We start from the raw sequence: 22,088 nt of genomic DNA on the forward strand, positions 1-22,088 counted from the left end.
GCACGAGGAGAACACACGAGGTGTCGACGTGACGCCTGCGCGGGATTTGCACGATCCGGGAGGATCGACACCAGCGGTCTTGGGCTTCGGGGAACCACTCTACGGGACGCCGTGGGCCGTCCCCAAATCGGGGCGACCCGCCGCTCACCGCTTCCGGTACAGCCGCCGCGACTGGTAGATGGGGTCGCTGGTGACCTGGACGCCGAGGTTGCGGAAGATCCCCTCGTCCACCGACCCGAGGATGACCGTCGAGTGGACGTCGCAGCCCTCCAGCTCCTCCAGCTCGGCGAGCGCGCGCCGGGCGTTCTCGTCGGCGTTGGCGCTGACCGACAGGGCGATCAGGACCTCGTCGGTGTGCAGGCGGGGGTTGCGGCTGCCCAGGTGCTCGGTCTTGAGGCGCTGGATGGGCTGGATGGTCTCCTCCGACAGCAGCTTCACCTCGGGGTCGATGCCGGCCAGGGCCTTGAGGGCGTCCAGCAGCATCGCCGAGCAGGCGCCCAGCAGGGGCGACGTCTTCCCGGTCACGATCGTGCCGTCGGGCAGTTCGATGGCCGCGGCCGGCGCCTTCGTCCTGGTGGCCACCTGACGCGCCGGCAGGACGACCGGCCGGTCCTCCCCGGCCAGCCCGAGCTTGCCCAGCAGGAGGGCGATGCGGTCGGACTGGAGCGGGTCAGCCTCGTCCCGCTTCTCCTCCACCAGCGCCTTGTAGTAGCGCCGGATCACCTCCTGCCCGGCGGCCTCCCGGCAGACGGCGTCGTCGCTGATGCACAGCCCGGCCATGTTCACGCCCATGTCGGTGGGTGACTGGTACGGCGACGAGCCGACCAGCCGCTCGAACAGCAGGTTGAGGACCGGGAAGATCTCCACGTCGCGGTTGTAGTTGACCGCCTGCTCGCCGTAGGCGGCCAGGTGGAAGGGGTCGATCATGTTGATGTCGTCAAGGTCGACCGTGGCCGCCTCGTAGGCGACGTTGACGGGGTGGTCGAGCGGCAGGTTCCAGATCGGGAAGGTCTCGAACTTGGCGTACCCGGACGCGATGCCGCGCTGGTGGTCGTGGTACAGCTGCGACAGGCAGGTCGCCATCTTGCCGCTGCCCGGCCCGGGCGCCGTCACGATGACCAGGTCGCGCGACGTCTCGACGTATTCGTTCTTGCCGTAGCCGTGCTCGCTGACGATGAGGTTCGTGTCGTGCGGGTAGCCCTTGATCGGGTAGTGCCGGTAGACGGGGATCCCCGCCCGCTCCAGCTTCCGACGGAACGACTTGGCGTGCTTGTTGTCGTCGGTCCAGTGGGAGATCACCACGCTGCCCACCAGCAGCCCGTAGCTGCGGAACTCGTCGATCAGCCGCAGGACGTCCGCGTCGTAGGGGATGCCCAGGTCGGCACGGACCTTGTTGCGCGACAGGTCCAGCGCGCTGACCACGACCACGACCTCGACGTCGTCGACCATCGTCTCCAGCATCCGCACCTTGTTGTCGGGGGTGAACCCGGGCAGGACGCGCGAGGCGTGGAAGTCGTCGAACAGTTTGCCGCCGAACTCGAGGTAGAGCTTCCCCCCGAACTGCTGGCGGCGCTTCTCGATGTGCTCGGCCTGCAGCTTGAGGTACTTGTCCCGATCGAATCCGACTGCCTTCATCCCCACCCTCACGTTCGGCAACCTGACGATCATATCGGCCCAGCGGCGACGAGACGCCCGCCCCGAACCCTCGGACGCCGCCCCGCAGCCGGCCAGGACCCAAGGCCCCGCAGTTCCCCGGAGCAGCACCCACCGAAAGAGACGCACCACGAGCGCGCCGGCGCCCGGGCCGTCGAGACTCCCTCCCGACCCCCGGACCGGCATCAAGCACGACGGCGCCCGGACCGCCATACGTAATGTGCGTCCCAGCGCACATTCAGCAGGACGCACGTGTCACTCCTGGTTCACGGCGCGCTCGAACGCGAACGAGCGTTCCCGATGGTTCGGGAACGCTCGAAGAGTTGGTGTGGACGCCGCAGCTGCGGGAAAGCGGACCAGCGAGGGGGATCCTCATTGACCGTCGTTGGGTGGGGGTGGATATGGGTGTGCCCCCAAAACCATTGTCTGGTTTTGGGGCACTGTCACCCTTTGTCCTCAAACCGGTGAGGGTTTGGGGGGTGTGTTCGGCGGCGTCCTACTCTCCCACACACTCCCGTGTGCAGTACCATCGGCGCTGTGAGGCTTAGCTTCCGGGTTCGGAATGGGACCGGGCGTTTCCCTCACGCTATGACCACCGAAACAATCTTGAGTTGTCTTCCCACACCCGCGGGTGTGGGGGATCGTTCTGAACCTCAACCGCCTGGGTTGAAGCCCGGGTTGTTGTTTCAGATATCGTATAGTGGACGCGTAGTCATCGTAGATTTTTGCCCGTCTACACCGTTTTGTTTGGTGGTGTGACAAGCCCTCGGCCTATTAGTACCAGTCAGCTCCACACATTGCTGTGCTTCCACGTCTGGCCTATCAACCCCATGGTCTGTAGGGGGCCTTACCCACTCGAGGTGGTGAGAGTCCTCATCTTGAAGCGTGCTTCCCGCTTAGATGCTTTCAGCGGTTATCATTTCCCAACGTAGCCAACCAGCCGTGCTCTTGGCAGAACAACTGGCACACCAGAGGTTGGTCCGTCCCGGTCCTCTCGTACTAAGGACAGCCCTTCTCAAGACTCTAACGCGCGCAGCGGATAGGGACCGAACTGTCTCACGACGTTCTAAACCCAGCTCGCGTGCCGCTTTAATGGGCGAACAGCCCAACCCTTGGGACCGACTCCAGCCCCAGGATGCGACGAGCCGACATCGAGGTGCCAAACCATGCCGTCGCTATGGACGCTCGGGCAAGATCAGCCTGTTATCCCCGGGGTACCTTTTATCCGTTGAGTGACGGCGCTTCCACACGCCACCGTCAGATCACTAGTCCCGACTTTCGTCCCTGCTCGACCTGTCGGTCTCACAGTCAAGCTCCCTTGTGCACTTACACTCAACACCTGATTGCCAACCAGGCTGAGGGAACCTTTGGGCGCCTCCGTTACCTTTTGGGAGGCGACCGCCCCAGTCAAACTACCCATCAGGCACTGTCCCTGAACCAGATCATGGTCCGAGGTTAGATAACCAGAACGACCAGAGTGGTATTTCAACAATGACTCCACCCGAACTAGCGTCCGAGCTTCACAGTCTCCCACCTATCCTACACAAGTCGTACCGATCACCAATACCAAACTATAGTAAAGGTCCCGGGGTCTTTCCGTCCTGCTGCGCGTAACGAGCATCTTTACTCGTAATGCAATTTCGCCGAGTTCGTGGTGGAGACAGCGCCCAAATCGTTACTCCATTCGTGCAGGTCGGAACTTACCCGACAAGGAATTTCGCTACCTTAGGATGGTTATAGTTACCACCGCCGTTTACTGGGGCTTAAGTTCACCGCTTCGCCTTACGACTAACAGTTCCCCTTAACCTTCCAGCACCGGGCAGGAGTCAGTCCGTATACATCGTCTTACAACTTCGCACGGACCTGTGTTTTTAGTAAACAGTCGCTTGGGCCTGGTCTCTGCGACCCTCACCGCTTTCCACCGCAAGGATGGTCACGGATCAGGTCCCCCTTATCCCGAAGTTACGGGGGTATTTTGCCGAGTTCCTTCACCACGATTATCTCGATCGCCTTGGTATTCTCTACCTATCCACCAGTGTCGGTTTGGGGTACGGGCGGCTTAACAACTCGCTCACGAAGCTTTTCTAGGCAGCATAGGATCACCCACACCAACATCCGTAGATGCCAGTGCCATCAAGTCTCAGACATGGATCGTGCGGATTTGCCTACACGACGTCCTACACTCTTAGCCCACGACTACCATCGCGTGGGATGGGCTACCTTCCTGCGTCCCTCCGCAGCTTGTCTACTAACAGTTCAGGTCACAGACTCAACCAACCACGACCGGCAAAGCCGGCCGACGATTGATCTTGCGTGCTTAGTATCACTGTGCTCGACACGGGCGTTGTTACGCCGGTACCAGAATATCAACTGGTTGTCCATCGACTACGCCTGTCGGCCTCGCCTTAGGTCCCGACTTACCCAGGGCAGATTAGCTTGACCCTGGAACCCTTGGATATTCGGCGGACGGGTTTCTCACCCGTCTTTCGCTACTCATGCCTGCATTCTCACTCGTGTGCGCTCCACGGCTGGGTCACCCCGCCGCTTCACCGCACACACGACGCTCCCCTACCCATCCGCACACCTGGACCACAAGGGCCAAGTACACATGCGAATGTCACAGCTTCGGCGGACTGCTTGAGCCCCGCTACATTGTCGGCGCAGAATCACTTGACCAGTGAGCTATTACGCACTCTTTCAAGGGTGGCTGCTTCCAAGCCAACCTCCTGGTTGTCTTCGCAACTCCACATCCTTTTCCACTTAGCAGTCCCTTAGGGGCCTTAGCTGATGATCTGGGCTGTTTCCCTCTCGACTATGAAGCTTATCCCCCACAGTCTCACTGCCGTCCTCTCACTTACCGGCATTCGGAGTTTGGCTGATTTCGGTAAGCTTGTGGGCCCCCTAGACCATCCAGTGCTCTACCTCCGGTAAGAAACAGACGACGCTGCACCTAAATGCATTTCGGGGAGAACCAGCTATCACGAAGTTTGATTGGCCTTTCACCCCTATCCACAGCTCATCCCCTCGGTTTTCAACCCAAGTGGGTTCGGGCCTCCACGACGTCTTACCGTCGCTTCACCCTGGCCATGGATAGATCACTTCGCTTCGGGTCTAGAGCATGCGACTAAATCGCCCTATTCGGACTCGCTTTCGCTACGGCTTCCCCACACGGGTTAACCTCGCCACATACCACTAACTCGCAGGCTCATTCTTCAAAAGGCACGCCGTCACCCCACAAGAGGGCTCCGACGGATTGTAGGCGACCGGTTTCAGGTACTATTTCACTCCCCTCCCGGGGTACTTTTCACCTTTCCCTCACGGTACTTGTCCGCTATCGGTCATCAAGGAGTATTTAGGCTTAACGGGTGGTCCCGCCAGATTCACACAGAATTTCAGGAGTTCCGTGTTACTTGGGAATACACTCACGAGGGTTGCACATACGTTTACACGACTATCACGCACTATGGTCGGTCTTCCCAAACCGTTCAACTTCGCACAACCTTTATCACTCGTCGATCGATCAGCAGCCCGATCCGAATGCTCCCACAACCCCCAGCATGCAACGCCTGCCAGCTATCACACACGCCAGGTTTGGCCTCTTCCGCTTTCGCTCGCCACTACTCACGGAATCACTTTTGTTTTCTCTTCCTATGGGTACTGAGATGTTTCACTTCCCCACGTTCCCTCCAACACCCCTATACATTCAGGGTGAGGTCGCCGGACATAACTCCGGTATCTTCGAGGTTTCCCTATTCGGACATCCACGGATCAAAGCTCGTTTACCAGCTCCCCGTGGCTTATCGCAGGTTACAACGTCCTTCATCGGCTCTTGATGCCAAGGCATCCACCGATCGCCCTTAGTAGCTTGTCACCAAACAAAACGATCAACAACAAAAATCTACTTAAAGATGCTCGCGTCCACTATACAATTCTCAAACAACAACCCCGTCACCACCATCACCACCAACAACCGCCGGCGACGACCATGAGACAGAAAAACCCAGAAACCCCCACCCGGACACACAAAAAGAGTGCCCAGGGCCGGAAATTTCAGAACCCAACAACGTGCACACCCAAAACCCGCCTCCCCAACGCCCGCGTTTCACACCCCCAAGGGAGTAGTACTAGCCGGCGAGGACTCAACAAGCCTCGGACTCGATCAATGCTTCCACAAAATATCGCCTGGCATCCTGCGCACCACGAACGGGCACGAACAAGACAACAACCCCCCACCCCAGAAGGTGGTGGAGTGTACAGGCTCCCTAGAAAGGAGGTGATCCAGCCGCACCTTCCGGTACGGCTACCTTGTTACGACTTAGTCCTAATTACCGATCCCACCTTCGACGGCTCCCCCCACAAGGGTTAGGCCACCGGCTTCGGGTGTTACCGACTTTCATGACTTGACGGGCGGTGTGTACAAGGCCCGGGAACGTATTCACCGCAGCAATGCTGATCTGCGATTACTAGCGACTCCGACTTCATGGGGTCGAGTTGCAGACCCCAATCCGAACTGAGACTGGCTTTACGTGATTCGCTCACCCTCACGGGATCGCAACACTTTGTACCAGCCATTGTAGCATGCGTGAAGCCCTGGACATAAGGGGCATGATGACTTGACGTCATCCCCACCTTCCTCCGAGTTGACCCCGGCAGTCTCCCATGAGTTCCCGGCATAACCCGCTGGCAACATAGGACGAGGGTTGCGCTCGTTGCGGGACTTAACCCAACATCTCACGACACGAGCTGACGACAGCCATGCACCACCTGTAAACCGGCCAAAAAGGCACACCCATCTCTGAATGCTTCCGGCATATGTCAAACCCAGGTAAGGTTCTTCGCGTTGCATCGAATTAATCCGCATGCTCCGCCGCTTGTGCGGGCCCCCGTCAATTCCTTTGAGTTTTAGCCTTGCGGCCGTACTCCCCAGGCGGGGCACTTAATGCGTTAGCTACGGCACGGAGAACGTGGAATGTCCCCCACACCTAGTGCCCACCGTTTACGGCGTGGACTACCAGGGTATCTAAGCCTGTTTGCTCCCCACGCTTTCGCTCCTCAGCGTCAGGAAAGGTCCAGAGAACCGCCTTCGCCACTGGTGTTCCTCCTGATATCTGCGCATTCCACCGCTCCACCAGGAATTCCGTTCTCCCCTACCTTCCTCAAGTCTGCCCGTATCGAAAGCAAGCACAGAGTTAAGCCCTGTGTTTTCACTTCCGACGCAACAAACCACCTACGAGCTCTTTACGCCCAATAAATCCGGACAACGCTCGCACCCTACGTATCACCGCGGCTGCTGGCACGTAGTTAGCCGGTGCTTCTTCTCCAGGTACCGTCACATTCGCCCCTGGTGAAAGCGGTTTACAACCCGAAGGCCGTCATCCCGCACGCGGCGTTGCTGCATCAGGCTTTCGCCCATTGTGCAATATTCCCCACTGCTGCCTCCCGTAGGAGTCTGGGCCGTATCTCAGTCCCAGTGTGGCCGGTCGCCCTCTCAGGCCGGCTACCCGTCACCGCCTTGGTAGGCCATTACCCCACCAACAAGCTGATAGGCCGCGAGTCCATCCCCCACCAAAAAATCTTTCCAACAACCACCATGAGGTGAAAGCTGAATATCCGGTATTAGCTGAAGTTTCCCACAGTTATCCCGAAGTGGAGGGCAGGTTACTCACGTGTTACTCACCCGTTCGCCACTAATCACCCAACCGAAGAAGGGATCATCGTTCGACTTGCATGTGTTAAGCACGCCGCCAGCGTTCGTCCTGAGCCAGGATCAAACTCTCCATCGAAAAACGATGAGAGATGAAACCCAACCCTAAAAAAGGTTGTTACATCAATCTCAAAAGAAAACCAACCACAAGGGTTGGTCAACGAGGACACACAAACCATGAAGGTTGTGTGCAAAAAATATGAACCAAAACCACAACCCAGAAGGGTCGATCGTCTGGCCACTGGCATTGACCTAAGCACGCTGTTGAGTTCTCAAATTTCCGACACACACCGCCGGCTCCTCAAGTCCTTCGGACTTGAACCCCGGTGGGGCACTCGACCTACTCTACCAGACCCTCAGCCCCGGTGCAAACCGTGAACCCAACTGATCCGGCACACTCGGACGCGATCCCAACCTCCAAACGAAGGCCGAACTTAGTCCGTGTGACCCCCGGAACACCTCCGAACCGAAGTTCCTCAGTGCCCCGAGCGCTTGATGAACATTACACGAGGTCGCTGCCCGATCCAAACCGAGAGGTGTGCGCCAGGGGCTTACGCTCCATCACTAGGGGCAACGCTGTTGCCGTTGGCTCTTGACGCGCCCACCTCCGTGTGTTTGTCCGCCGGGAACCGCTCTCCGCCGTCTATCGGAGGGTGTCCTGGTCCGTCGGGCAGACCCAAACGGGCATCCGGATGGGTGCGTGCCTGTGGATATGTGACCGTCTCCGCGACCTCGCTCCCCCAGTTCGGTGGAGGTGAGTGCTGTCCACCTTCCAGGGTGGCCGCGACCTGGTGGCGCCTGCTCGGTGGAGGGGTGGGCGTCGCCTTCCTCCCTGGTCGATGAGACGGGGAACCGACCGGGCGGGCACCGCCGGACGCGCGAAAGGGCCCCCTCCCGGAGGAGGGGGCCCTTCTGTGCGCTGAGTCCGGCCGCGTGCGGCCGGCCGGGCGATCAGGCCTCGGCGCTGGCCGGCTTGGTGCGCCCGGCGTCGATCGAGACGCCCGGGCCCATCGTCGTCGACAGGGTGATCTTCTTCAGGTAGCGACCCTTCGCGGCCGACGGCTTCAGACGCAGGATCTCGTCCAGCGCGGCGAAGTAGTTCTGCGCCAGCTGGTCCTCGCTGAAGGACGCCTTGCCGATGATGAAGTGGAGGTTCGCGTGGCGATCGACGCGGAACTCGATCTTGCCACCCTTGATGTCGGTGACGGCCTTGGCGACGTCCATGGTCACCGTGCCCGTCTTCGGGTTGGGCATGAGGCCACGCGGGCCGAGGACGCGGCCCAGGCGGCCGACCTTGCCCATCATGTCCGGGGTGGCGACGACGGCGTCGAAGTCGAGGTAGCCGCCGGCGACCTTCTCGATGAGCTCGTCGGCACCGATCTCGTCCGCGCCCGCCTCCTCGGCGGCGGCGGCACGGTCACCGGTGGCGAAGACGAGGACCCTTGCCGTCTTGCCGGTGCCGTTGGGGAGATTCACGGTGCCACGAACCATCTGGTCGGCCTTGCGCGGGTCGACGCCGAGTCGCATGGCGACATCGATCGTCTCGTCGAACTTGGCCGTGGCCCCCTTCTTGGCCAGCGAGATGGCCTCTTCCGGGGAGTAGTTCTGCTCGGCGTCCGCCAGTGCTTCGGCGGCGCGGTAAGCCTTGCTGCGCTTCATGTCTGGTTCCTTCCTCGGCCCGAGGGCCTACCAGGGTGTGGTGCGGGCCGCGCAGGCCCTGCCACGTGAAAAGGGGGCTGTCAGCCTTCGACGGTGACGCCCATGGAGCGAGCGGTGCCCTCGACGATCTTCATCGCCGCGTCGACATCGTTCGCGTTCAGGTCGGGGAGCTTGGTGGTGGCGATCTCACGCACCTGGTCGCGCGTGATCTTGCCGACCTTGTCGCTGTGCGGCTTCGCGGAGCCCGACTTCAGGCCGGCAGCCTTCTTGATCAGCTCGGCGGCAGGCGGCGTCTTCGTGATGAAGGTGAACGTGCGATCCTCGTAGATGGTGATCTCGACGGGGATGACGTTGCCGCGCATGGGTTCGGTCTGGGCGTTGTACGCCTTGCAGAACTCCATGATGTTGACGCCGTGCGGACCGAGGGCGGTACCGACCGGAGGTGCAGGGGTTGCCGCGCCCGCGTTCAAGGCAACCTTGACGAGCGCCGCTACCTTCTTCTTGGGAGGCATGTTGGGTCCTTGCTACTTAGTGGCACAACCGGGACGTCGTGCCGTGTTGATGGCGGCCCGCACACGAGCGGGCCACGCGAACTCGAGCCTCAGACGTCCTTTTGGACCTGAGAGAACGTGAGGTCCACGGGGGTTTCCCGCCCCAGGATCTCGACCAGGGCCTTCAACCGCTGGTGGTTCGCGTTGATCTCGGTGATCGTGGCGTGGACGCCGGAGAACGGCCCCTGCACGACCATGACGGAGTCGCCCACCTTGAAGTCGGCGACCTCCACCTTGCGCTTCTTCGCCGCCACCGGGCCGGACGCCTCGGCGTTCGCCTTGGCCAGTGCGGCCGGGGCGAGCATCTTGACGACCTCGTCGATGGACAGCGGGACGGGCTGGCTCGCGTGCGCGACGAACCCGGTGACCGACGGCGTCTGCCGGACGGTCGACCAGGAGGCGTCGGTCAGGTCCATGCGGACCAGCACGTAGCCGGGGAGGACGGTCCGCGTCACGGTCTTGCGCGTGCCGTTGCGGATCTCGACGACGTCCTCGGTCGGGACGACCGACTCGAAGATGTAGTCCTCCATGCCCAGGGTCTGGATGCGGGCGTCCAGGTTCTGCTTCACCCGGTTCTCCATGCCCGAGTACGTGTGGATCACGTACCAGTCGCCGAACTGCCCCGACAGCTTGCTGCGGAGCTCCTCGAGGACGGCCTCCTCGTCGGTGTCCGACGCGGCGGGCTCGTCGGCGTCCTCCTCGTCGTCGTCACCGAGGTTCAGGACGATGTCGTCCTCGTCGTCGGTGTCGTCGCCGAAGTCGAGGTTCAGCTCCACCTCGGGCTCGGAGGTCTCCTCGATCGGACCCAGGTCGATCTCGACCTCGTCCATCGAGATGTCGTTCTCAGGCGTGTCAGCCATGGAAATCTTCTACCTTCCGTCTTCGATCAGCCGAACAGCTTCAGCAGCAGCGCGCCGAGGCCCAGATCGAGGAGGCTGACGTAGGCGATGATGACCAGCACGAAGACCAGAACCGCCCAGAAGTAGGACGACACCTGCTGCCACGTCGGCCATACGACCTTCTTCAGCTCGTCGACCGACTGCTCGGCGAACTTGATGGGGCCGACGCGCCCGCTGTCCTGCGCGCGGCGGTCGGGCCGCTTCGCGGTCGCCTTGCCCTTGCTCGGAGTCTCGGTCACCGCGGTGCGGCGGACCGGCCGGGAGCTGCGCGCCTGCTGGGCCACCGACTCGGCGGCGACCAGCTGGTCGGCGTCCTCGATCGGACCCTCGTCGGGGGCCGGCTCCTCGATCAGTTCCTCGGCCTCGGTCTCCTCGGCGGAGACCTCGTAGGGCTCGGGTTCGTTCAGGTCGTCGGCGAGGAACTCGCCGGGAAGGTCATCGCGGGCGGGTTCGTCAGGGGTCGCGGAGGAACCGTCGAACATGTCGCTCCTGGGTGCCACCTGCACGTCCTCACATCGCCGATCGATTCACCTTCCGGGCCACGACCGGCCCAGCAGGGCAAGAGGGACTTGAACCCCCAACCTGCGGTTTTGGAGACCGCTGCTCTGCCAATTGAGCTATTGCCCTTTGGTTCTCACCAAGGTGGTGACACCCATGCTAGCGGCCAGCCGGAAGGCTCGCTGCAGCGCGGTGAGTGCTACCAAGACGTCGAGTGTACGGGTTTTCTAGCCGCGCGTCGAACCGGGGCTCTCCAGGCTCACGCCCACGAAGACCGGCTCCGGCACCAGCCTCACCCCCAGGCTTCCTCGACGCCGTCGCGGATCTCCCGTGCCAGCGCGACGATGTCGGACGCCGACGCGCCGCCCCGGTTGGTCAGGGCCAGGACGTGCTTGGTGGACAGCGTGGCGGGCGGCGTCCCGTACCCCTTGGAGAAGCCGGCGTGATCGATCAGCCAGGCGGCGCTGCTCTTGACCAGGCCCTCGCCGGCCGGGAAGCGCGGCGCCTCCTCGGGCAGGCGGGCGGCGGCCTCGGCGTCCAGGATCGGGTTGGTGAAGAACGAGCCGGCGCTCCAGGTGTCGTGGTCGGCCGGGTCGAGCACCATGCCCTTGCCCCGGCGCAGGTCCAGCACCGTGTCGCGGACGTCGGCCAGCCCCGCCCGGACGCCGACCTCGACGCCCAGCCGGCGCGCCAGCTCGGCGTAGCGGACCTTCGCGCTGCGGGTGCCCTGGGTGAACTGGAAGGTCACGCCGAGCACGAGGTAGCGGTCGGGCTCGGCCTTGAACCGGCTCCATCGGTACCCGAAGCCGCAGTCGCCGTTGGCGAACACCCGGACGCGCCGCTCGCGGCGGTCCCAGGTGCGGACGTGCCACAGCGTCTGGGAGATGTCCTGGCCGTAGGCGCCGACGTTCTGGATCGGCGTGGAGCCGACCGCGCCGGGGATGCCGGCCAGCGCCTCGACGCCGACGAGTTCGTTCTCGACGGTCCAGTCGACGAAGTCCCCCCACGGCTCGCCCGCCGCCACCGTCACCATCACGCCGCCGCAGGAGGCGTCGGACAGGTCGCAGGACGAGCCCTCCGCCGTGACGCCGCGGGTCGCGACGTGCACGACGGTGCCGTCGAAGCCGCCGTCGGCGACCAGCACGTTCGACCCGCCCGAGAGCACCAGGACGGGCTCGCCCGCGGCGTCCGCCTCGGAGACGGCGGCGATCAGGGCCTCGTCGGTGTCCGCCTCGACCCAGCGCCGGGCGGGCCCGCCGACCCGCAGCGTGGTGTGGTCGGCCAGCAGCTCAGTCAACGCGCACCTCCGCCACGGCGGAGCCCAGCACCCGGGTCTCTCCGAGCAGGGCCTCGAGCGCGACCGTGGCCACCCCATCGGCCACCTGAGTGACCTTGGCGGTCACGACCACCTCCGCGCCCGCGTCGTCGTCGGGCACCGGGACGGGCTTGGTGAACCGCACCGCGTAGCTCCGGACACGGCCGGGGTCGCCCACCCAGTCGGTCACGACGCGCAGCGCGCGTCCCATCGTGAGCATGCCGTGGGCGATGACGCTGCCCAGCCCCAGCTCGGCGGCCCGCCGGTCGGACCAGTGGATCGGGTTGAAGTCGCCCGAGGCGCCCGCGTACCGGACGAGGTCCTCGCGGGTGAAGGTGAGCGTCAGGGGGGCCAGTTCCTGGCCGACCTCGGCGTCGATGCTCATGCGTCCTCCTTCGGCCAGGTGTGCAGCAGGGTCGAGGTGGCGGTCACGACGGGCTCCCCGCCGTGGTGTCCAGGGCGACCGAGACGGTGATGAACGCGGTGTTCGCCCTTGCGCGCACCTTGTCGATCGTGAGCGTCGCGATGACCTCGTCGCCGGCGCACAGCGGCCGGGTCCACGCGAAGCGCTGGTCGGCGTGGATGGTCCGGGCGAGCTGCAGGTCGAGCTCCGGGTCGGCGAACAGGCCTCCCCAGGCCTGGGCGGCCAGCACGGCGGCGAAGGTGGGCGGCGCCTGCGGGGCGTCCCCGGCGTAGGCCGGGTTGTCGTCGCCCAGGGCCGCGGCGAACTCCGCGATCTTCTCCCGGCTGACCCGGTAGGGCTGCGTGGCCGGGTAGCTCCGGCCCACGTGCGCGTCGGTGATCGGCATGCGGCACAGGCTACCGGTGCCGATAGGGTCGCGTCCGTGACGCTTCGGCTGCTGTTCGTGTCCATGCACACCTCCCCCGCTTCCGCCCCCGGTGCAGGCGACGCGGGCGGCATGAACGTGGTCGAACTGCACCAGGCGCGCGCGCTGGCCGACCTGGGCTACACCGTCGACATCGCGACCCGGCGGGCCGAGCCCGACGAACCCGACGTGACCGATCTGGGCGGCGGCGTCCGCCTGCTGCACGTGAACGCCGGCCCCACCTCCGACCTGGCCAAGAGCGCCATCGACGAGCACATCGGGGAGTTCTCCGCCGGCCTGGCCGCGCTGGAGCCCTACGACCTGATCCAGTCCCACCACTGGATGAGCGGGGTCGCGGCGCTGCCCGTCGCCCGCGCCTGGGACGTGCCGCACGTGCAGAGCTACCACTCGGTCGCCGCGCACCCCGGCTCGCCGCTGTCGGCGGGCGAGCCGCCCGAGTCGGACGCCCGGGTCGCGGGCGAGGCGCTCATCGCCCGGGAGTCGGACGCCATCGTCGCGGTGAGCACCGCCGAGGCCCGCACGATCATCGAGCGCTGCGGCGCCGACCCGCGGCGCGTGACCGTCATCCCGCCCGGCGTGGACCTGGCGATGTTCCGGCCGGCCGCCCCGAGCGATCGGCGTCCGGCCTGCCCGTGGTGCGGCTCGGAGGCCGGTTACGTGCTGATGGCGGCCCGGCTGCAGCCCCTCAAGGGCGGCGACCTGGCGATCCGCGCGATGGCCGAACTCCCCGAGGCGGTCCGCCCGGACCTGATGATCGCTGGCGACGTGTCGGCCGACTTCGCCGACTACCGCGCCGAGGTCGAGAAGCTCATCGACCGGCTCGGGATGCGCAACCACGTCCACTTCGTGGGGGCGCAGTCGCGCTCCGACCTGGCGGCGCTGATGCGGCACAGCCAGGCGCTGCTCGTGCCGTCGCACTCGGAGACGTTCGGGCTGGTGGCGCTGGAGGGGGCCGCCAGCGGCGTGCCGGTGCTGGCGTCCTCGACGGGTGGCCTGCGCGAGGTGGTCGTGCACGAGGAGACCGGGTACCTGATGCACGACCGCGACCCGGCGGCCTGGGGCGCCCGGCTGGCGTCCCTGCTGCGCGACGAGCCGTTGCGGACCCGGATGGGCGTCATCGCGCGGGTGCACGCCCGCCGCTTCGACTGGCCCGACATCGGCGTCCGGCTGGCCGCGGCCTACGAGCGGATCGCCGCCGCGCACGGCTCCTGAGCCACCGCCCCCACGGTGCCGTGGCTGCCCTGGCCTGCCGCGGCCCCGACGACGGCGTCCGGGCATGCGAAACGGGCCGCCCCCAGGGGGACGGCCCGTGACGTGCGGCTCAGATCAACGCGTCTCGCGGTGAGCGGTGTGCGTCTTGCAGTTGGGGCAGAACTTCTTCAGCTCAAGACGATCGGGGTCGTTGCGCTTGTTCTTCTTGGTGATGTAGTTCCGGTGCTTGCACTCGGTGCAGGCGAGGGTGATCTTCGGGCGGATGTCGCCAGACTTCTTGGCCATCTCAGCCACTCCATTCGTATATCCGTAGGTCGCCAGGTTGGTAGCGGGAACGGGACTTGAACCCGTGACACAGCGATTATGAGCCGCTTGCTCTACCGTCTGAGCTATCCCGCCTCACGCCCCCGGCCGTGACCGGAGACCCGAGCCCCCATGCGGAATCGAACCGCAGACCTTCTCCTTACCATGGAGACGCTCTGCCTACTGAGCTATAGGGGCAAGACCGCGGATCAACTTACCGCACACCGCACCACAATCCCAAATCGCCTGGGCCTCGTCGGCGACCCGGTTGCCGAGCGCCCCGGCACCCGCGCCGGAGGGCCCCAGCCGCGCCGCCGCTGCGGCGGCGACCCTGGGTGCGGAAACCGGGCTGTGACGAGGGAAGACGCCCGGGCGGCGGTCAGCTCGCGGCGGGCGGCGCCGTGGACTCCCGCACCACCAGCGCGGCCGCCGGCTCGACGGGCCGGCCGGGTCGGCGGAGCCAGGCGGGCGCCCGCCGATCAGACCCCGGTGCCCCGCTCGGCCGGCCCCGCACCGCCGCAGACACGGGGTCGCCGACGGGCCTCAGGCCTGCCGGGCGCGCCACCAGGCGACGGTCGCCGCGGCGGCGTCCGGCAGCGGGGTGGGACGCAGCCCCAGGTCCCGCTGCGAGCGGGTCGAGTCCAGGACGAACGGCGCGGTGAACTGGTAGGCGGTCTCGGCCAGTTCGCGCATGCTCGGCATGACCAGCCCCAGCGCGGTGAGCAGCGCGGCGGGCGTCCCCACCACGCGCGGCACCTCGACGCCCGCGGCCCGCGCGAACAGCGCGGCGAGTTCGGCCTGCGTGACCGGCGGGGCGGTGGGCGCGTGCCAGACCCGATCGCTCCCCTCCTGCGACGCCTCCGCGCGCAGGCGGTCGGCGACCGCCACCATGGCGGCCGCGAGATCGGGGACGTAGGTGAACGAGTGCGGCAGGTCCGGGCGCCCGATCACCTGGAGCGTGCGGCCGCCGAGGACCGCCGACAGCATGCGCTCGCCGCCGTGGGCCGACAGCACCCCGGGGCCGATGAAGTCGCCGGCCACCACGGACGCCGTCGCGGCCCGGTGCACGGCGCGTGCGGCCAGCAGCGCCGTCCGGACGCCGCGTTTGCCCCCGCGACGTCCCGGGGGCCGTCCTCGTCCATCACGAGGTCGGGGCGCGAGTAGGAGTAGAGGCTCTCGGGGAAGACGACCGGCGCCCCGGCGTCGGCGGCGGCGTCGAGGACCACCCGCTCGGCCGCCGGCAGGTCGCGGGCCCACACCTTGGCCGAGTACGCGGCGTGGGCGCAGTGGAAGACGGCGTCCGCGCCCGCGACTTGCTCGGCCACGGCGCCGGCGTCGCGGGCGTCCACCCGGTGTCGCTCGGTCCCCTCGGGGCCGGAGCCGGAGCGCGTCAGGACGCGGACCCGGGCGCCGCGGTCCCGCAGCAGCTCCGCGACGGTGGTGCCGACCGGGCCGGCCCCGGTGACGATGAACAGATCGGACATGAGTACCTCCGTGAGGGTGGAGCTCCCGACGGTTCGAGAGCACTGCTCTCCAAAGCATGGCCGACCCGGAGGCCCCGCGTCAAGAGCACTGCTCTCTTTCTTGACCAGCGCTCTCGGATCGGGCAGGGTCGCCCCATGAGCGATACGCCGCGCCAACGCGCCCGGGCCCGCACCATGGACGACATCGTGCGGATCGGACGCGCGCACCTCGCCACCGAGGGCGCGGCGGCACTGTCGCTGCGCGCGGTGGCCCGCGACCTGGGGGTGGTGTCGTCGGCCGTCTACCGGTACGTCGCCAACCGCGACGAACTGCTGACCCTGCTCGTGGTGGACGCCTACACCGAACTCGCCGACGCCGTCGACGCCGCGGTCGCCGCCGCGGCATCCGAGGGCGACCTCGGCGCCCTGGCCGAGTTCGGGGTGCTGGCGCGCGCCGTGCGGGCGTGGGCGCTGGCCGAGCCTGCCCGCTACGCCCTGCTCTACGGCAGCCCCGTGCCGGGCTACCACGCGCCCGCGGAGCGCACCGCCGAGCCGGGGACGCGCGTCCTGCAACGCCTCGTCGCGATCCTCGGCACCGCACAGCCGCGCGGGGGCGACGGGGAGGATCCGGGGCACGCGGCGTCCGGCGTCCTGGCCGACGACCTCGCCTCGATCGGCCGGGCGGCCGGCGTGCCGCTGTCGCCCGCCGCCGCCGCGACCGGCGTGCTGGCCTGGAACGCGGTTCTGGGCGCGATCAGCGCCGAGGTGTTCGGCTGGTACGGCGACACGTTCGACGCGTCCGCGGCGGCGCTCTTCGAGCAGCAGCTCGCGCTGATCGCCGACCTGCTGCGTCGCGTCGGCGTGGCGGAGTCCTGAACACGGAACGAGCGGCCTCCGACGTGGCTTTCGCCTTGTCAGAGGCCGCTCGCTGCGGGGTGGCAGGTGTAGGATTCGAACCTACGTAGGCGTTGCCGACGGTTTTACAGACCGCTCCCTTTGGCCGCTCGGGCAACCTGCCATGCTGATGTCTCAGCGGGAAAGTACTCTAGCAACTCATCGCCCGCGCGCCCAATCGAGAGAGGACAGCCCCGATGGCAGCCGACAGCTCCTTCGACATCGTCAGCAAGGTCGACCGGCAGGAGGTCGACAACGCGCTCAACATGGCCGCCAAGGAGGTGCGCCAACGCTTCGACTTCAAGGGCACCGACGCCGACATCCGGTGGTCGGGCGAGGCCATCGAGATGGAGGCCAACGGCGAGGAGCGCGTCAAGGCGATCCTGGACGTCTTCCAGGGCAAGCTCATCAAGCGCGGCATCTCGCTCAAGGCGCTGGACGCCGGCGAGCCCCGCCTGTCGGGCAAGCAGTGGAAGATCACCGCGACCATGGAGCAGGGCATCTCGCAGGAGAACGCCAAGAAGATCTCCAAGCTGATCCGCGACGAGGGCCCCAAGGGCGTCAAGTCGCAGATCCAGGGCGACGAGCTGCGGGTGAGCAGCAAGTCCCGCAACGACCTGCAGGCCGTGCAGCAGATGATCCGGGACGCCGACTACGAGTTCGCCGTCCAGTTCGTCAACTACCGCTGAGAGGGCCGCGCCATGATCGACCGCAAGGACGCCCCGCTCGCCGCCGCCCTGGGGGCGGCCTCGTTCACGTGGTACGCCATGCCCGACGTCGTGCGCTCGCGCGGCGTCCGGACGCTGCTCAAGGGCCTGCTGCTGGCCAAGATGGCCGCCCTGTACGCCCTGACGCGCCCGCCGCGTCCGGAGACGAACGGCCCGGACGCCGTCGACGAACTCCTCAGCGCCGCCAACGAGGCGCCCGGCAGGGCGCTAGCGGTCGGGGGATCGCGTTGGGCGTGGGGGTCGGGCTGACGGTGCTCGGCGAGAAGGCCGTGTTCGGCTTCGGCGAGCGGCGGCGGCGCCGCGGCGTCCGGGGCGCGCACGCCGTCCCGGCGCTGGTGCTCGCCGCGCTGGGCGGGCTCGGCGCCCTCCTGGAGCCCCCGCCCCGGCGGTGAACCGGCACCGCCGGGCGTCGGCCGACCGTCAGTGGTGCCGGAGCCGTTCGATCAGCTCGGCCTTGCTGAGCTTGGAGTAGCCGGTCATCCCGAGCTCCTTCGCGCGCCGGCGCAGCTCCGGGACGGTGCGGTCCTCGTAGTCCTCGGCCTTCGCGCCGCGGCGCCCCACGGTGCTGCGTCCCTGCGCCGCGGCCGCGTTCGAAATCCGCGCGGCCTTCTCCTTGGACGCGCCCTCGTCGCGCAGCTTCTCGTACAGTTCCTCGTCCTTGATGGATCCGGGCATCGCCGGCCTCCTTGGGTCCGCGGCGACACCGGGGGCGGCGCCGCCTGTCCCCCTCCACGGTACGCCGGTCCCGCGTCGCGGACGCCGGCGTTCGGCGCGCCCGGTCGCAGGCCCTCGGGCCGCGGCGGCTCAGGCGAACAGCGGCGCCCCGACGAACGACCCCTGCGCCGCGCCGGGCGGGATCGCCCACAGCCCCGAGCCCAGGTGCTTGAGGTACTCGTTCATCGCGTCGGTGGACAGCGAGCGCTGCACGGCGATGAAGTCCTCGGGGCGGCGCTGGTAGGACAGGAAGAACAGGCCGGCGTCCAGCTTGCCCAGCGCGGTGTTGCCGTCGACGTAGTTGTAGCCGCGGCGCAGGAGCTGGATGCCGCCGTTCTGGTCGGGGTGCGCGAGCCGGACGTGGCTGGCGACGTCGATCGCGGGCTTCCCGGACGCGCCGAGCGCCGCGAAGTCGGGGGGGTCGCCCTCGCGTCCGGCGGGGGCGGAGAGTGGGGCGCCCTCCCCCTTCGTGCGCCCGATGATCCGGTCCTGCTCCTCGAGCCGGACGCGGTCCCAGCTCTCGATGATCATCGCGATCTTGCGCGCCACCAGGTAGGACCCGCCGCGCAGCCAGGGCTGATCGTCGGCGCCGACCCAGACGTGGGCGTCGAGGGCGGCGGTGTCGTCGGCCAGGATGTTCGCCGTGCCGTCCTTGTAGCCGAACAGGTTCCGCGGGGTCTGCTGGTCGGCGGTCGTCCGGGACGTCCGCCCGAACCCGAGCTGGCTCCAGCGCAGCCGCGCGCGTCCGAAGGCGATCCGGGACAGGTTGCGGATGGCGTGCACGGCGACCTGGGGGTCGTCGGCGCAGGCCTGGACGCACAGGTCGCCGTCCGAGAGGGCCGGCTGCAGGTCCTCGCCCAGGAAGGCGGGGAGCCGGACCAGGCCGGCTGGCCGCTGCGCGGCGATCCCGTACCGGTCGACCCCGTCCGCCTCGAACAGCGTGGGCCCGAACCCGAACGTGATGGTCAGGCCCGCGGCGGGAAGCCCCAGCGCCTCCCCGGTGTCGTCGGGCGGGGCCTGCGGCGATCCGCCGACCGCGCCCTTGACGCTCACCTCCAGCCCGGCGACCATCCGGGCGGCCGCGTACGACCAGTCCTGCAGCAGCGAGATCAGGTCGTCGCGGTCGGTCCGGGCCATCATGTCGAACGCGGCGAAGTGCAGGTGGTCCTGCACCGGGGTGGTGATGCCGGCCTGGTGCGTCCCGGAGAACGGGTGGGTGCGCGCCTGCTCGACGGCGCCCGCCCGCGTCACCCCGAGCGTGCCGCCGATGCCCGCGCCCGCGCCGACCGCGCCCGCCCCGACGAGTCCGAGCATGCCGCGCCGCGACAGTCCGCGGCGCGGAGCCTGACCCACACCCGCGGACGCGGCGGGCGCGCCGGCGTCCGCGGAGGCCGACCGCGCGGGTGTCGGCGTCGGCCCGGGGGCGGTGGGGCCCTGCGGGCCGGACGCGGTGGCGAGACGTTCGTCGGGGTGACGCGGATCGGTCACGGGGATCACTCCAGGATGGTGGTGGTGAGCTGGGACAGCGGCTCGGCCAGGGCGTTGATCTCGTCGATCAGGGCGCGCTTGTCGGCGTCGGTGAGCGTCGAGAAGGCCGCATAGCCCTGCTCCGGCGACCCGTGCTCGGCCAGCGACGCCTCGAGCGCGGCGTAGCCCCGGTCGATGGCGGCGACGAGCTTGGTGCCCTCCTCGCCCTTGCCGGACGCGAAGTCGCGCACGAGCGAGAACGCCATCTTCGAGCCCTCGACGTTGGCGGCGAAGTCGTAGAGGTCGGTGCCGCTCCACCAGTCCTCCTCGCCGGTGATCTTGCCGGTGGCGACCTCGTCCAGCAGCGCGATCGCGCCGTTGGACAGCCCGGCGACGCCCTGCTCCTTGAGCGCGGCGGCGAACTCGTCGCCGTGCACGTAGTCGTACAGCTCCTGGACGTCGGCGACGAGCTGCGCGCCGAACGCGGCCCGCTCCGCGGGCGTGGAGGGCTTCCAGTCCTTCCAGGCCGGCTCGCCGTCGGAGTTGAGGGCGTCCTGGGCGGGCTGCCACAGGTCCTTCTCGATGCGGTGGAACCCGGTCCAGTCCAGCTCTTCGGCCACCGCGTCCACCTCGCGGTAGTCGATGCGCGGGTCGAGGGTGCCCAGCGCCTCGGCGACCGGCTCGATGCGCTCGTAGTAGGCGCGCACCTTCGGGAACGCCGCCTTGGCCTCGTCGTCGCGCCCGGCCGCGTAGGCGTCGGCGAACGACTGCACCTGGGGCAGCAGCTGGGAGACCTGGTCCTTGACGAAGGCGCCGTACAGGTCGACGGCCTGCTGCTTGCGCTCGGCGTCCTCGCCGGTGACCGCGACGGCGTCACCGGTCACGGTGAAGGCCGCCCGGCCGACGCCGGCGCCGACCATGCCCGGCTTGCACAGCGTGAAGTACTCCCCGGGCTGGGCCACGACGGTCAGCGTCCGGGACGCGCCGGGCGCGATGTTCTCCACCTCTCCGACGATGCGCAGGCCGTCGTCCGCGAGCAGGTAGAACTCGGTGATCTGGTCGCCGCCGTTGGTGACCTGGAAGGCCAGCGTCCCGCTGGGCGCCCGGTTCGCGGAGACGGCGCACGCGGCGGCGTCCGAGGTGACGGTGAGCGGGCCGCCCGCGGCGGCCACGTCGGCCTTGGCGACGCAGCCGGACAGGGCGACCGCGAGGGTCGGGACCGCGAGCAGGGCGGTCAGGGACGGACGGTTCACGAGGCTCCTTGAGCGAGAGAGGGGGACGGCTGCGGCGCGGGACGTGGCCGGCGCTGCACCCGGGACAGGAAGCGGCCGCCGACGACGGCCAGGTAGAGCGCCCAGCCCAGGACCTGGACCCAGGTCATGGCGGGCATGAAGCCGACGGTGGCCTGGAGCAGGGTGGCGAGCGTGCCGCCGGGCGCGACCGTCGCGGAGACGTCGAAGGCGTAGCCGAACGGGAAGCCGGCCGCCCCGATCCCGACCGCGCCGGTGGCGGGGTCGAGCGTGGCCAGCGCGCTGAAGGGGCCGGGCAGGACGCCGGCCTCCTGCAGGTCGTGCAGGCCGTAGGCGAGCACGCCGGCCGCCACGACGATGAGCAGCCCGCCGGTCCAGGTGAAGAACGTACCGAGGTTGAGCCTCACCATGCCGCGGGCGATCAGCCAGCCCAGGCACACCGAGATCGCCAGGCCGAGCAGCGCGCCGGCCAGCGCCTGCGGCGCCGCCCCCGCGGACTCGACCATCGACCACAGCAGCAGCGCCGTCTCGATGCCCTCGCGGGCCACCGACACGAAGCCGACGATCACGATCCCCCACAGCGAGCCGAGGGCCAGCGCCTTGTCGAGCTCGCCCTCCAGGGTGCGCTTGAGGTTGCGCGCCGCCTTCTGCATCCAGAAGATCATCCAGGTCACCAGGCCGACGGCCAGCAGCGACAGGACGCCGCCGATGATCTCCTGCGCCTGGGTCGTGAGGGCGTACGCGCCGAACGTCAGCACCGCGCCGACGGCGACCGCCAGCGCGACCGCCAACCCGATGCCCAGCCACAGCCGGGGCAGGACGTCGCGGCGTCCGAGCTTGGTCAGGTACGACACCAGGATGCCCACGACCAGGGCGGCCTCGAGGCCTTCGCGCAGGCCGATCAGGAATGCACCGAGCACGGGTACCCCT

General features: G+C 67.4%; 19 protein-coding genes, 4 tRNA genes, 3 rRNA genes and 1 pseudogene. 5 read left to right on the forward strand and 22 right to left on the reverse strand.

Going from position 1 to position 22,088, the window contains the following annotated elements; all coding sequences use genetic code 11:
* Positions 1-144: 144 nt before the first annotated feature.
* From G7070_RS03085 to G7070_RS03140, 12 genes and pseudogenes are all read right to left on the reverse strand, one after another.
* Positions 145-1,635 carry a DUF1846 domain-containing protein gene (locus tag G7070_RS03085; RefSeq protein WP_166231895.1) on the reverse strand — a complete coding sequence of 497 codons (1,491 nt, stop codon included), beginning with the start codon at positions 1,633-1,635 and terminating at the stop codon, positions 145-147.
* Between the two features lie 501 nt (positions 1,636-2,136).
* Positions 2,137-2,253, reverse strand: a 5S ribosomal RNA gene (rrf, locus tag G7070_RS03090).
* A gap of 154 nt (positions 2,254-2,407) precedes the next feature.
* A 23S ribosomal RNA gene (locus tag G7070_RS03095) occupies positions 2,408-5,524 on the reverse strand.
* Positions 5,525-5,919: 395 nt separating this feature from the next.
* Positions 5,920-7,436 (reverse strand): 16S ribosomal RNA (locus G7070_RS03100).
* Together the 16S, 23S and 5S rRNA genes form the textbook arrangement of a ribosomal RNA operon.
* Positions 7,437-8,308: 872 nt before the next feature.
* Positions 8,309-9,016, reverse strand: coding sequence for a 50S ribosomal protein L1 (gene rplA, locus G7070_RS03105; RefSeq protein WP_166231897.1), 708 nt, complete (start codon positions 9,014-9,016; stop codon positions 8,309-8,311).
* Positions 9,017-9,096: 80 nt separating this feature from the next.
* Positions 9,097-9,528, reverse strand: coding sequence for a 50S ribosomal protein L11 (rplK, locus tag G7070_RS03110; protein WP_166231899.1), 432 nt, complete (start codon positions 9,526-9,528; stop codon positions 9,097-9,099).
* A gap of 89 nt (positions 9,529-9,617) precedes the next feature.
* Positions 9,618-10,427, reverse strand: a complete 810-nt coding sequence (gene nusG, locus G7070_RS03115) for a transcription termination/antitermination protein NusG (protein WP_166231901.1) — start codon at positions 10,425-10,427, stop codon at positions 9,618-9,620.
* A gap of 26 nt (positions 10,428-10,453) precedes the next feature.
* Positions 10,454-10,948, reverse strand: a complete 495-nt coding sequence (secE, locus tag G7070_RS03120; RefSeq protein ID WP_166231903.1) for a preprotein translocase subunit SecE — start codon at positions 10,946-10,948, stop codon at positions 10,454-10,456.
* Positions 10,949-11,020: 72 nt separating this feature from the next.
* Positions 11,021-11,093 (reverse strand) — tRNA-Trp (locus G7070_RS03125).
* A 98-nt stretch (positions 11,094-11,191) separates the two neighbouring features.
* Positions 11,192-12,339, reverse strand: a pseudogene (locus tag G7070_RS03130) (UDP-N-acetylmuramate dehydrogenase).
* Entirely contained in the window at positions 12,254-12,664 is a 411-nt protein-coding gene (locus tag G7070_RS03135; RefSeq protein WP_166231905.1) for a MaoC family dehydratase, read from the reverse strand. Before G7070_RS03135 ends, G7070_RS03130 begins: the two are co-directional and overlap by 86 nt.
* 43 nt (positions 12,665-12,707) lie before the next feature.
* Positions 12,708-13,088 (reverse strand): FAS1-like dehydratase domain-containing protein, encoded by a 381-nt coding sequence (locus G7070_RS03140; RefSeq protein WP_431977916.1) that lies wholly within the window; start codon positions 13,086-13,088, stop codon positions 12,708-12,710.
* A 36-nt stretch (positions 13,089-13,124) separates the two neighbouring features.
* On the opposite strand from G7070_RS03140, the gene G7070_RS03145 reads away from it, so the two are divergent.
* Complete coding sequence (locus G7070_RS03145) at positions 13,125-14,339, forward strand: glycosyltransferase (RefSeq protein ID WP_206079909.1); 1,215 nt, start codon at positions 13,125-13,127, stop codon at positions 14,337-14,339.
* A 114-nt stretch (positions 14,340-14,453) separates the two neighbouring features.
* Here G7070_RS03145 and rpmG read toward each other — a convergent pair whose 3' ends face one another.
* From rpmG to G7070_RS17515, 5 genes are all read right to left on the reverse strand, one after another.
* Positions 14,454-14,624: a 50S ribosomal protein L33 gene (gene rpmG, locus G7070_RS03150; RefSeq protein ID WP_166231907.1), complete on the reverse strand. Its 171-nt coding sequence runs from the start codon at positions 14,622-14,624 to the stop codon at positions 14,454-14,456.
* A gap of 38 nt (positions 14,625-14,662) precedes the next feature.
* A tRNA-Met gene (locus G7070_RS03155) sits at positions 14,663-14,738 on the reverse strand.
* A gap of 29 nt (positions 14,739-14,767) precedes the next feature.
* Positions 14,768-14,840, reverse strand: a tRNA-Thr gene (locus tag G7070_RS03160).
* A gap of 345 nt (positions 14,841-15,185) precedes the next feature.
* Positions 15,186-15,629, reverse strand: coding sequence for a Rossmann-fold NAD(P)-binding domain-containing protein (locus G7070_RS17510; RefSeq protein WP_206079910.1), 444 nt, complete (start codon positions 15,627-15,629; stop codon positions 15,186-15,188).
* Positions 15,590-16,126, reverse strand: a complete 537-nt coding sequence (locus G7070_RS17515; RefSeq protein ID WP_206079911.1) for an NAD-dependent epimerase/dehydratase family protein — start codon at positions 16,124-16,126, stop codon at positions 15,590-15,592. Before G7070_RS17515 ends, G7070_RS17510 begins: the two co-directional genes overlap by 40 nt.
* A 135-nt stretch (positions 16,127-16,261) precedes the next feature.
* Between G7070_RS17515 and G7070_RS03170 the strand changes: the two genes are divergently transcribed.
* Positions 16,262-16,981 (forward strand): TetR/AcrR family transcriptional regulator, encoded by a 720-nt coding sequence (locus G7070_RS03170; RefSeq protein WP_166231909.1) that lies wholly within the window; start codon positions 16,262-16,264, stop codon positions 16,979-16,981.
* Positions 16,982-17,041: 60 nt separating this feature from the next.
* Here the strand turns inward: G7070_RS03170 and G7070_RS03175 are convergent.
* Positions 17,042-17,123 (reverse strand) — tRNA-Tyr (locus G7070_RS03175).
* 73 nt (positions 17,124-17,196) lie between these two features.
* Here G7070_RS03175 and G7070_RS03180 point away from each other — a divergent pair.
* From G7070_RS03180 to G7070_RS03190, 3 genes are read left to right on the forward strand one after another with little or no spacing between them, the layout of a single operon-like run.
* Positions 17,197-17,688, forward strand: coding sequence for a YajQ family cyclic di-GMP-binding protein (locus tag G7070_RS03180; RefSeq protein WP_166231911.1), 492 nt, complete (start codon positions 17,197-17,199; stop codon positions 17,686-17,688).
* Positions 17,689-17,700: 12 nt separating this feature from the next.
* The gene (locus G7070_RS03185) at positions 17,701-17,976 is read left to right on the forward strand and encodes a hypothetical protein (RefSeq protein ID WP_166231913.1); all 276 of its coding nucleotides are present in this window, start codon (positions 17,701-17,703) and stop codon (positions 17,974-17,976) included.
* A complete protein-coding gene (locus G7070_RS03190; protein WP_166231915.1) occupies positions 17,961-18,119 on the forward strand; it encodes a hypothetical protein in 159 nt (52 codons plus the stop codon). The genes G7070_RS03185 and G7070_RS03190 overlap by 16 nt, the downstream gene beginning before the upstream one ends.
* 28 nt (positions 18,120-18,147) lie before the next feature.
* Here G7070_RS03190 and G7070_RS03195 read toward each other — a convergent pair whose 3' ends face one another.
* The 4 genes from G7070_RS03195 to efeU all read right to left on the reverse strand — a co-directional run bounded on the left by G7070_RS03195 (position 18,148) and on the right by efeU (position 22,078).
* Complete coding sequence (locus G7070_RS03195; protein WP_166231917.1) at positions 18,148-18,402, reverse strand: DUF7218 family protein; 255 nt, start codon at positions 18,400-18,402, stop codon at positions 18,148-18,150.
* A gap of 129 nt (positions 18,403-18,531) precedes the next feature.
* Positions 18,532-19,929 (reverse strand): iron uptake transporter deferrochelatase/peroxidase subunit, encoded by a 1,398-nt coding sequence (gene efeB, locus G7070_RS03200; protein WP_166231919.1) that lies wholly within the window; start codon positions 19,927-19,929, stop codon positions 18,532-18,534.
* Positions 19,930-19,934: 5 nt separating this feature from the next.
* Positions 19,935-21,161, reverse strand: coding sequence for an iron uptake system protein EfeO (gene efeO / locus G7070_RS03205; protein ID WP_166231921.1), 1,227 nt, complete (start codon positions 21,159-21,161; stop codon positions 19,935-19,937).
* On the reverse strand, positions 21,158-22,078 hold the full coding sequence (efeU, locus tag G7070_RS03210; protein ID WP_166231923.1) for an iron uptake transporter permease EfeU: 921 nt from the start codon (positions 22,076-22,078) through the stop codon (positions 21,158-21,160). Before efeU ends, efeO begins: the two co-directional genes overlap by 4 nt.
* Positions 22,079-22,088: the final 10 nt, after the last annotated feature.

This window comes from Propioniciclava coleopterorum (assembly GCF_011393335.1).
Classification (GTDB): Bacteria; Actinomycetota; Actinomycetes; order Propionibacteriales; family Propionibacteriaceae; genus Propioniciclava; species Propioniciclava coleopterorum.

Coding starts and splice junctions, on each gene's coding strand:
- G7070_RS03085 (WP_166231895.1), bottom strand. CDS start 1,635: ATGAAGGCAGTCGGATTCGATCGGGACAAGTACCTCAAGCTGCAGGCC.
- rplA (WP_166231897.1), bottom strand. CDS start 9,016: ATGAAGCGCAGCAAGGCTTACCGCGCCGCCGAAGCACTGGCGGACGCC.
- rplK (WP_166231899.1), bottom strand. CDS start 9,528: ATGCCTCCCAAGAAGAAGGTAGCGGCGCTCGTCAAGGTTGCCTTGAAC.
- nusG (WP_166231901.1), bottom strand. CDS start 10,427: ATGGCTGACACGCCTGAGAACGACATCTCGATGGACGAGGTCGAGATC.
- secE (WP_166231903.1), bottom strand. CDS start 10,948: ATGTTCGACGGTTCCTCCGCGACCCCTGACGAACCCGCCCGCGATGAC.
- G7070_RS03135 (WP_166231905.1), bottom strand. CDS start 12,664: ATGAGCATCGACGCCGAGGTCGGCCAGGAACTGGCCCCCCTGACGCTC.
- G7070_RS03140 (WP_431977916.1), bottom strand. CDS start 13,088: ATGCCGATCACCGACGCGCACGTGGGCCGGAGCTACCCGGCCACGCAG.
- rpmG (WP_166231907.1), bottom strand. CDS start 14,624: ATGGCCAAGAAGTCTGGCGACATCCGCCCGAAGATCACCCTCGCCTGC.
- G7070_RS17510 (WP_206079910.1), bottom strand. CDS start 15,629: ATGCTGTCGGCGGTCCTCGGCGGCCGCACGCTCCAGGTGATCGGGCGC.
- G7070_RS17515 (WP_206079911.1), bottom strand. CDS start 16,126: ATGTCCGATCTGTTCATCGTCACCGGGGCCGGCCCGGTCGGCACCACC.
- G7070_RS03170 (WP_166231909.1), top strand. CDS start 16,262: ATGAGCGATACGCCGCGCCAACGCGCCCGGGCCCGCACCATGGACGAC.
- G7070_RS03180 (WP_166231911.1), top strand. CDS start 17,197: ATGGCAGCCGACAGCTCCTTCGACATCGTCAGCAAGGTCGACCGGCAG.
- G7070_RS03185 (WP_166231913.1), top strand. CDS start 17,701: ATGATCGACCGCAAGGACGCCCCGCTCGCCGCCGCCCTGGGGGCGGCC.
- G7070_RS03195 (WP_166231917.1), bottom strand. CDS start 18,402: ATGCCCGGATCCATCAAGGACGAGGAACTGTACGAGAAGCTGCGCGAC.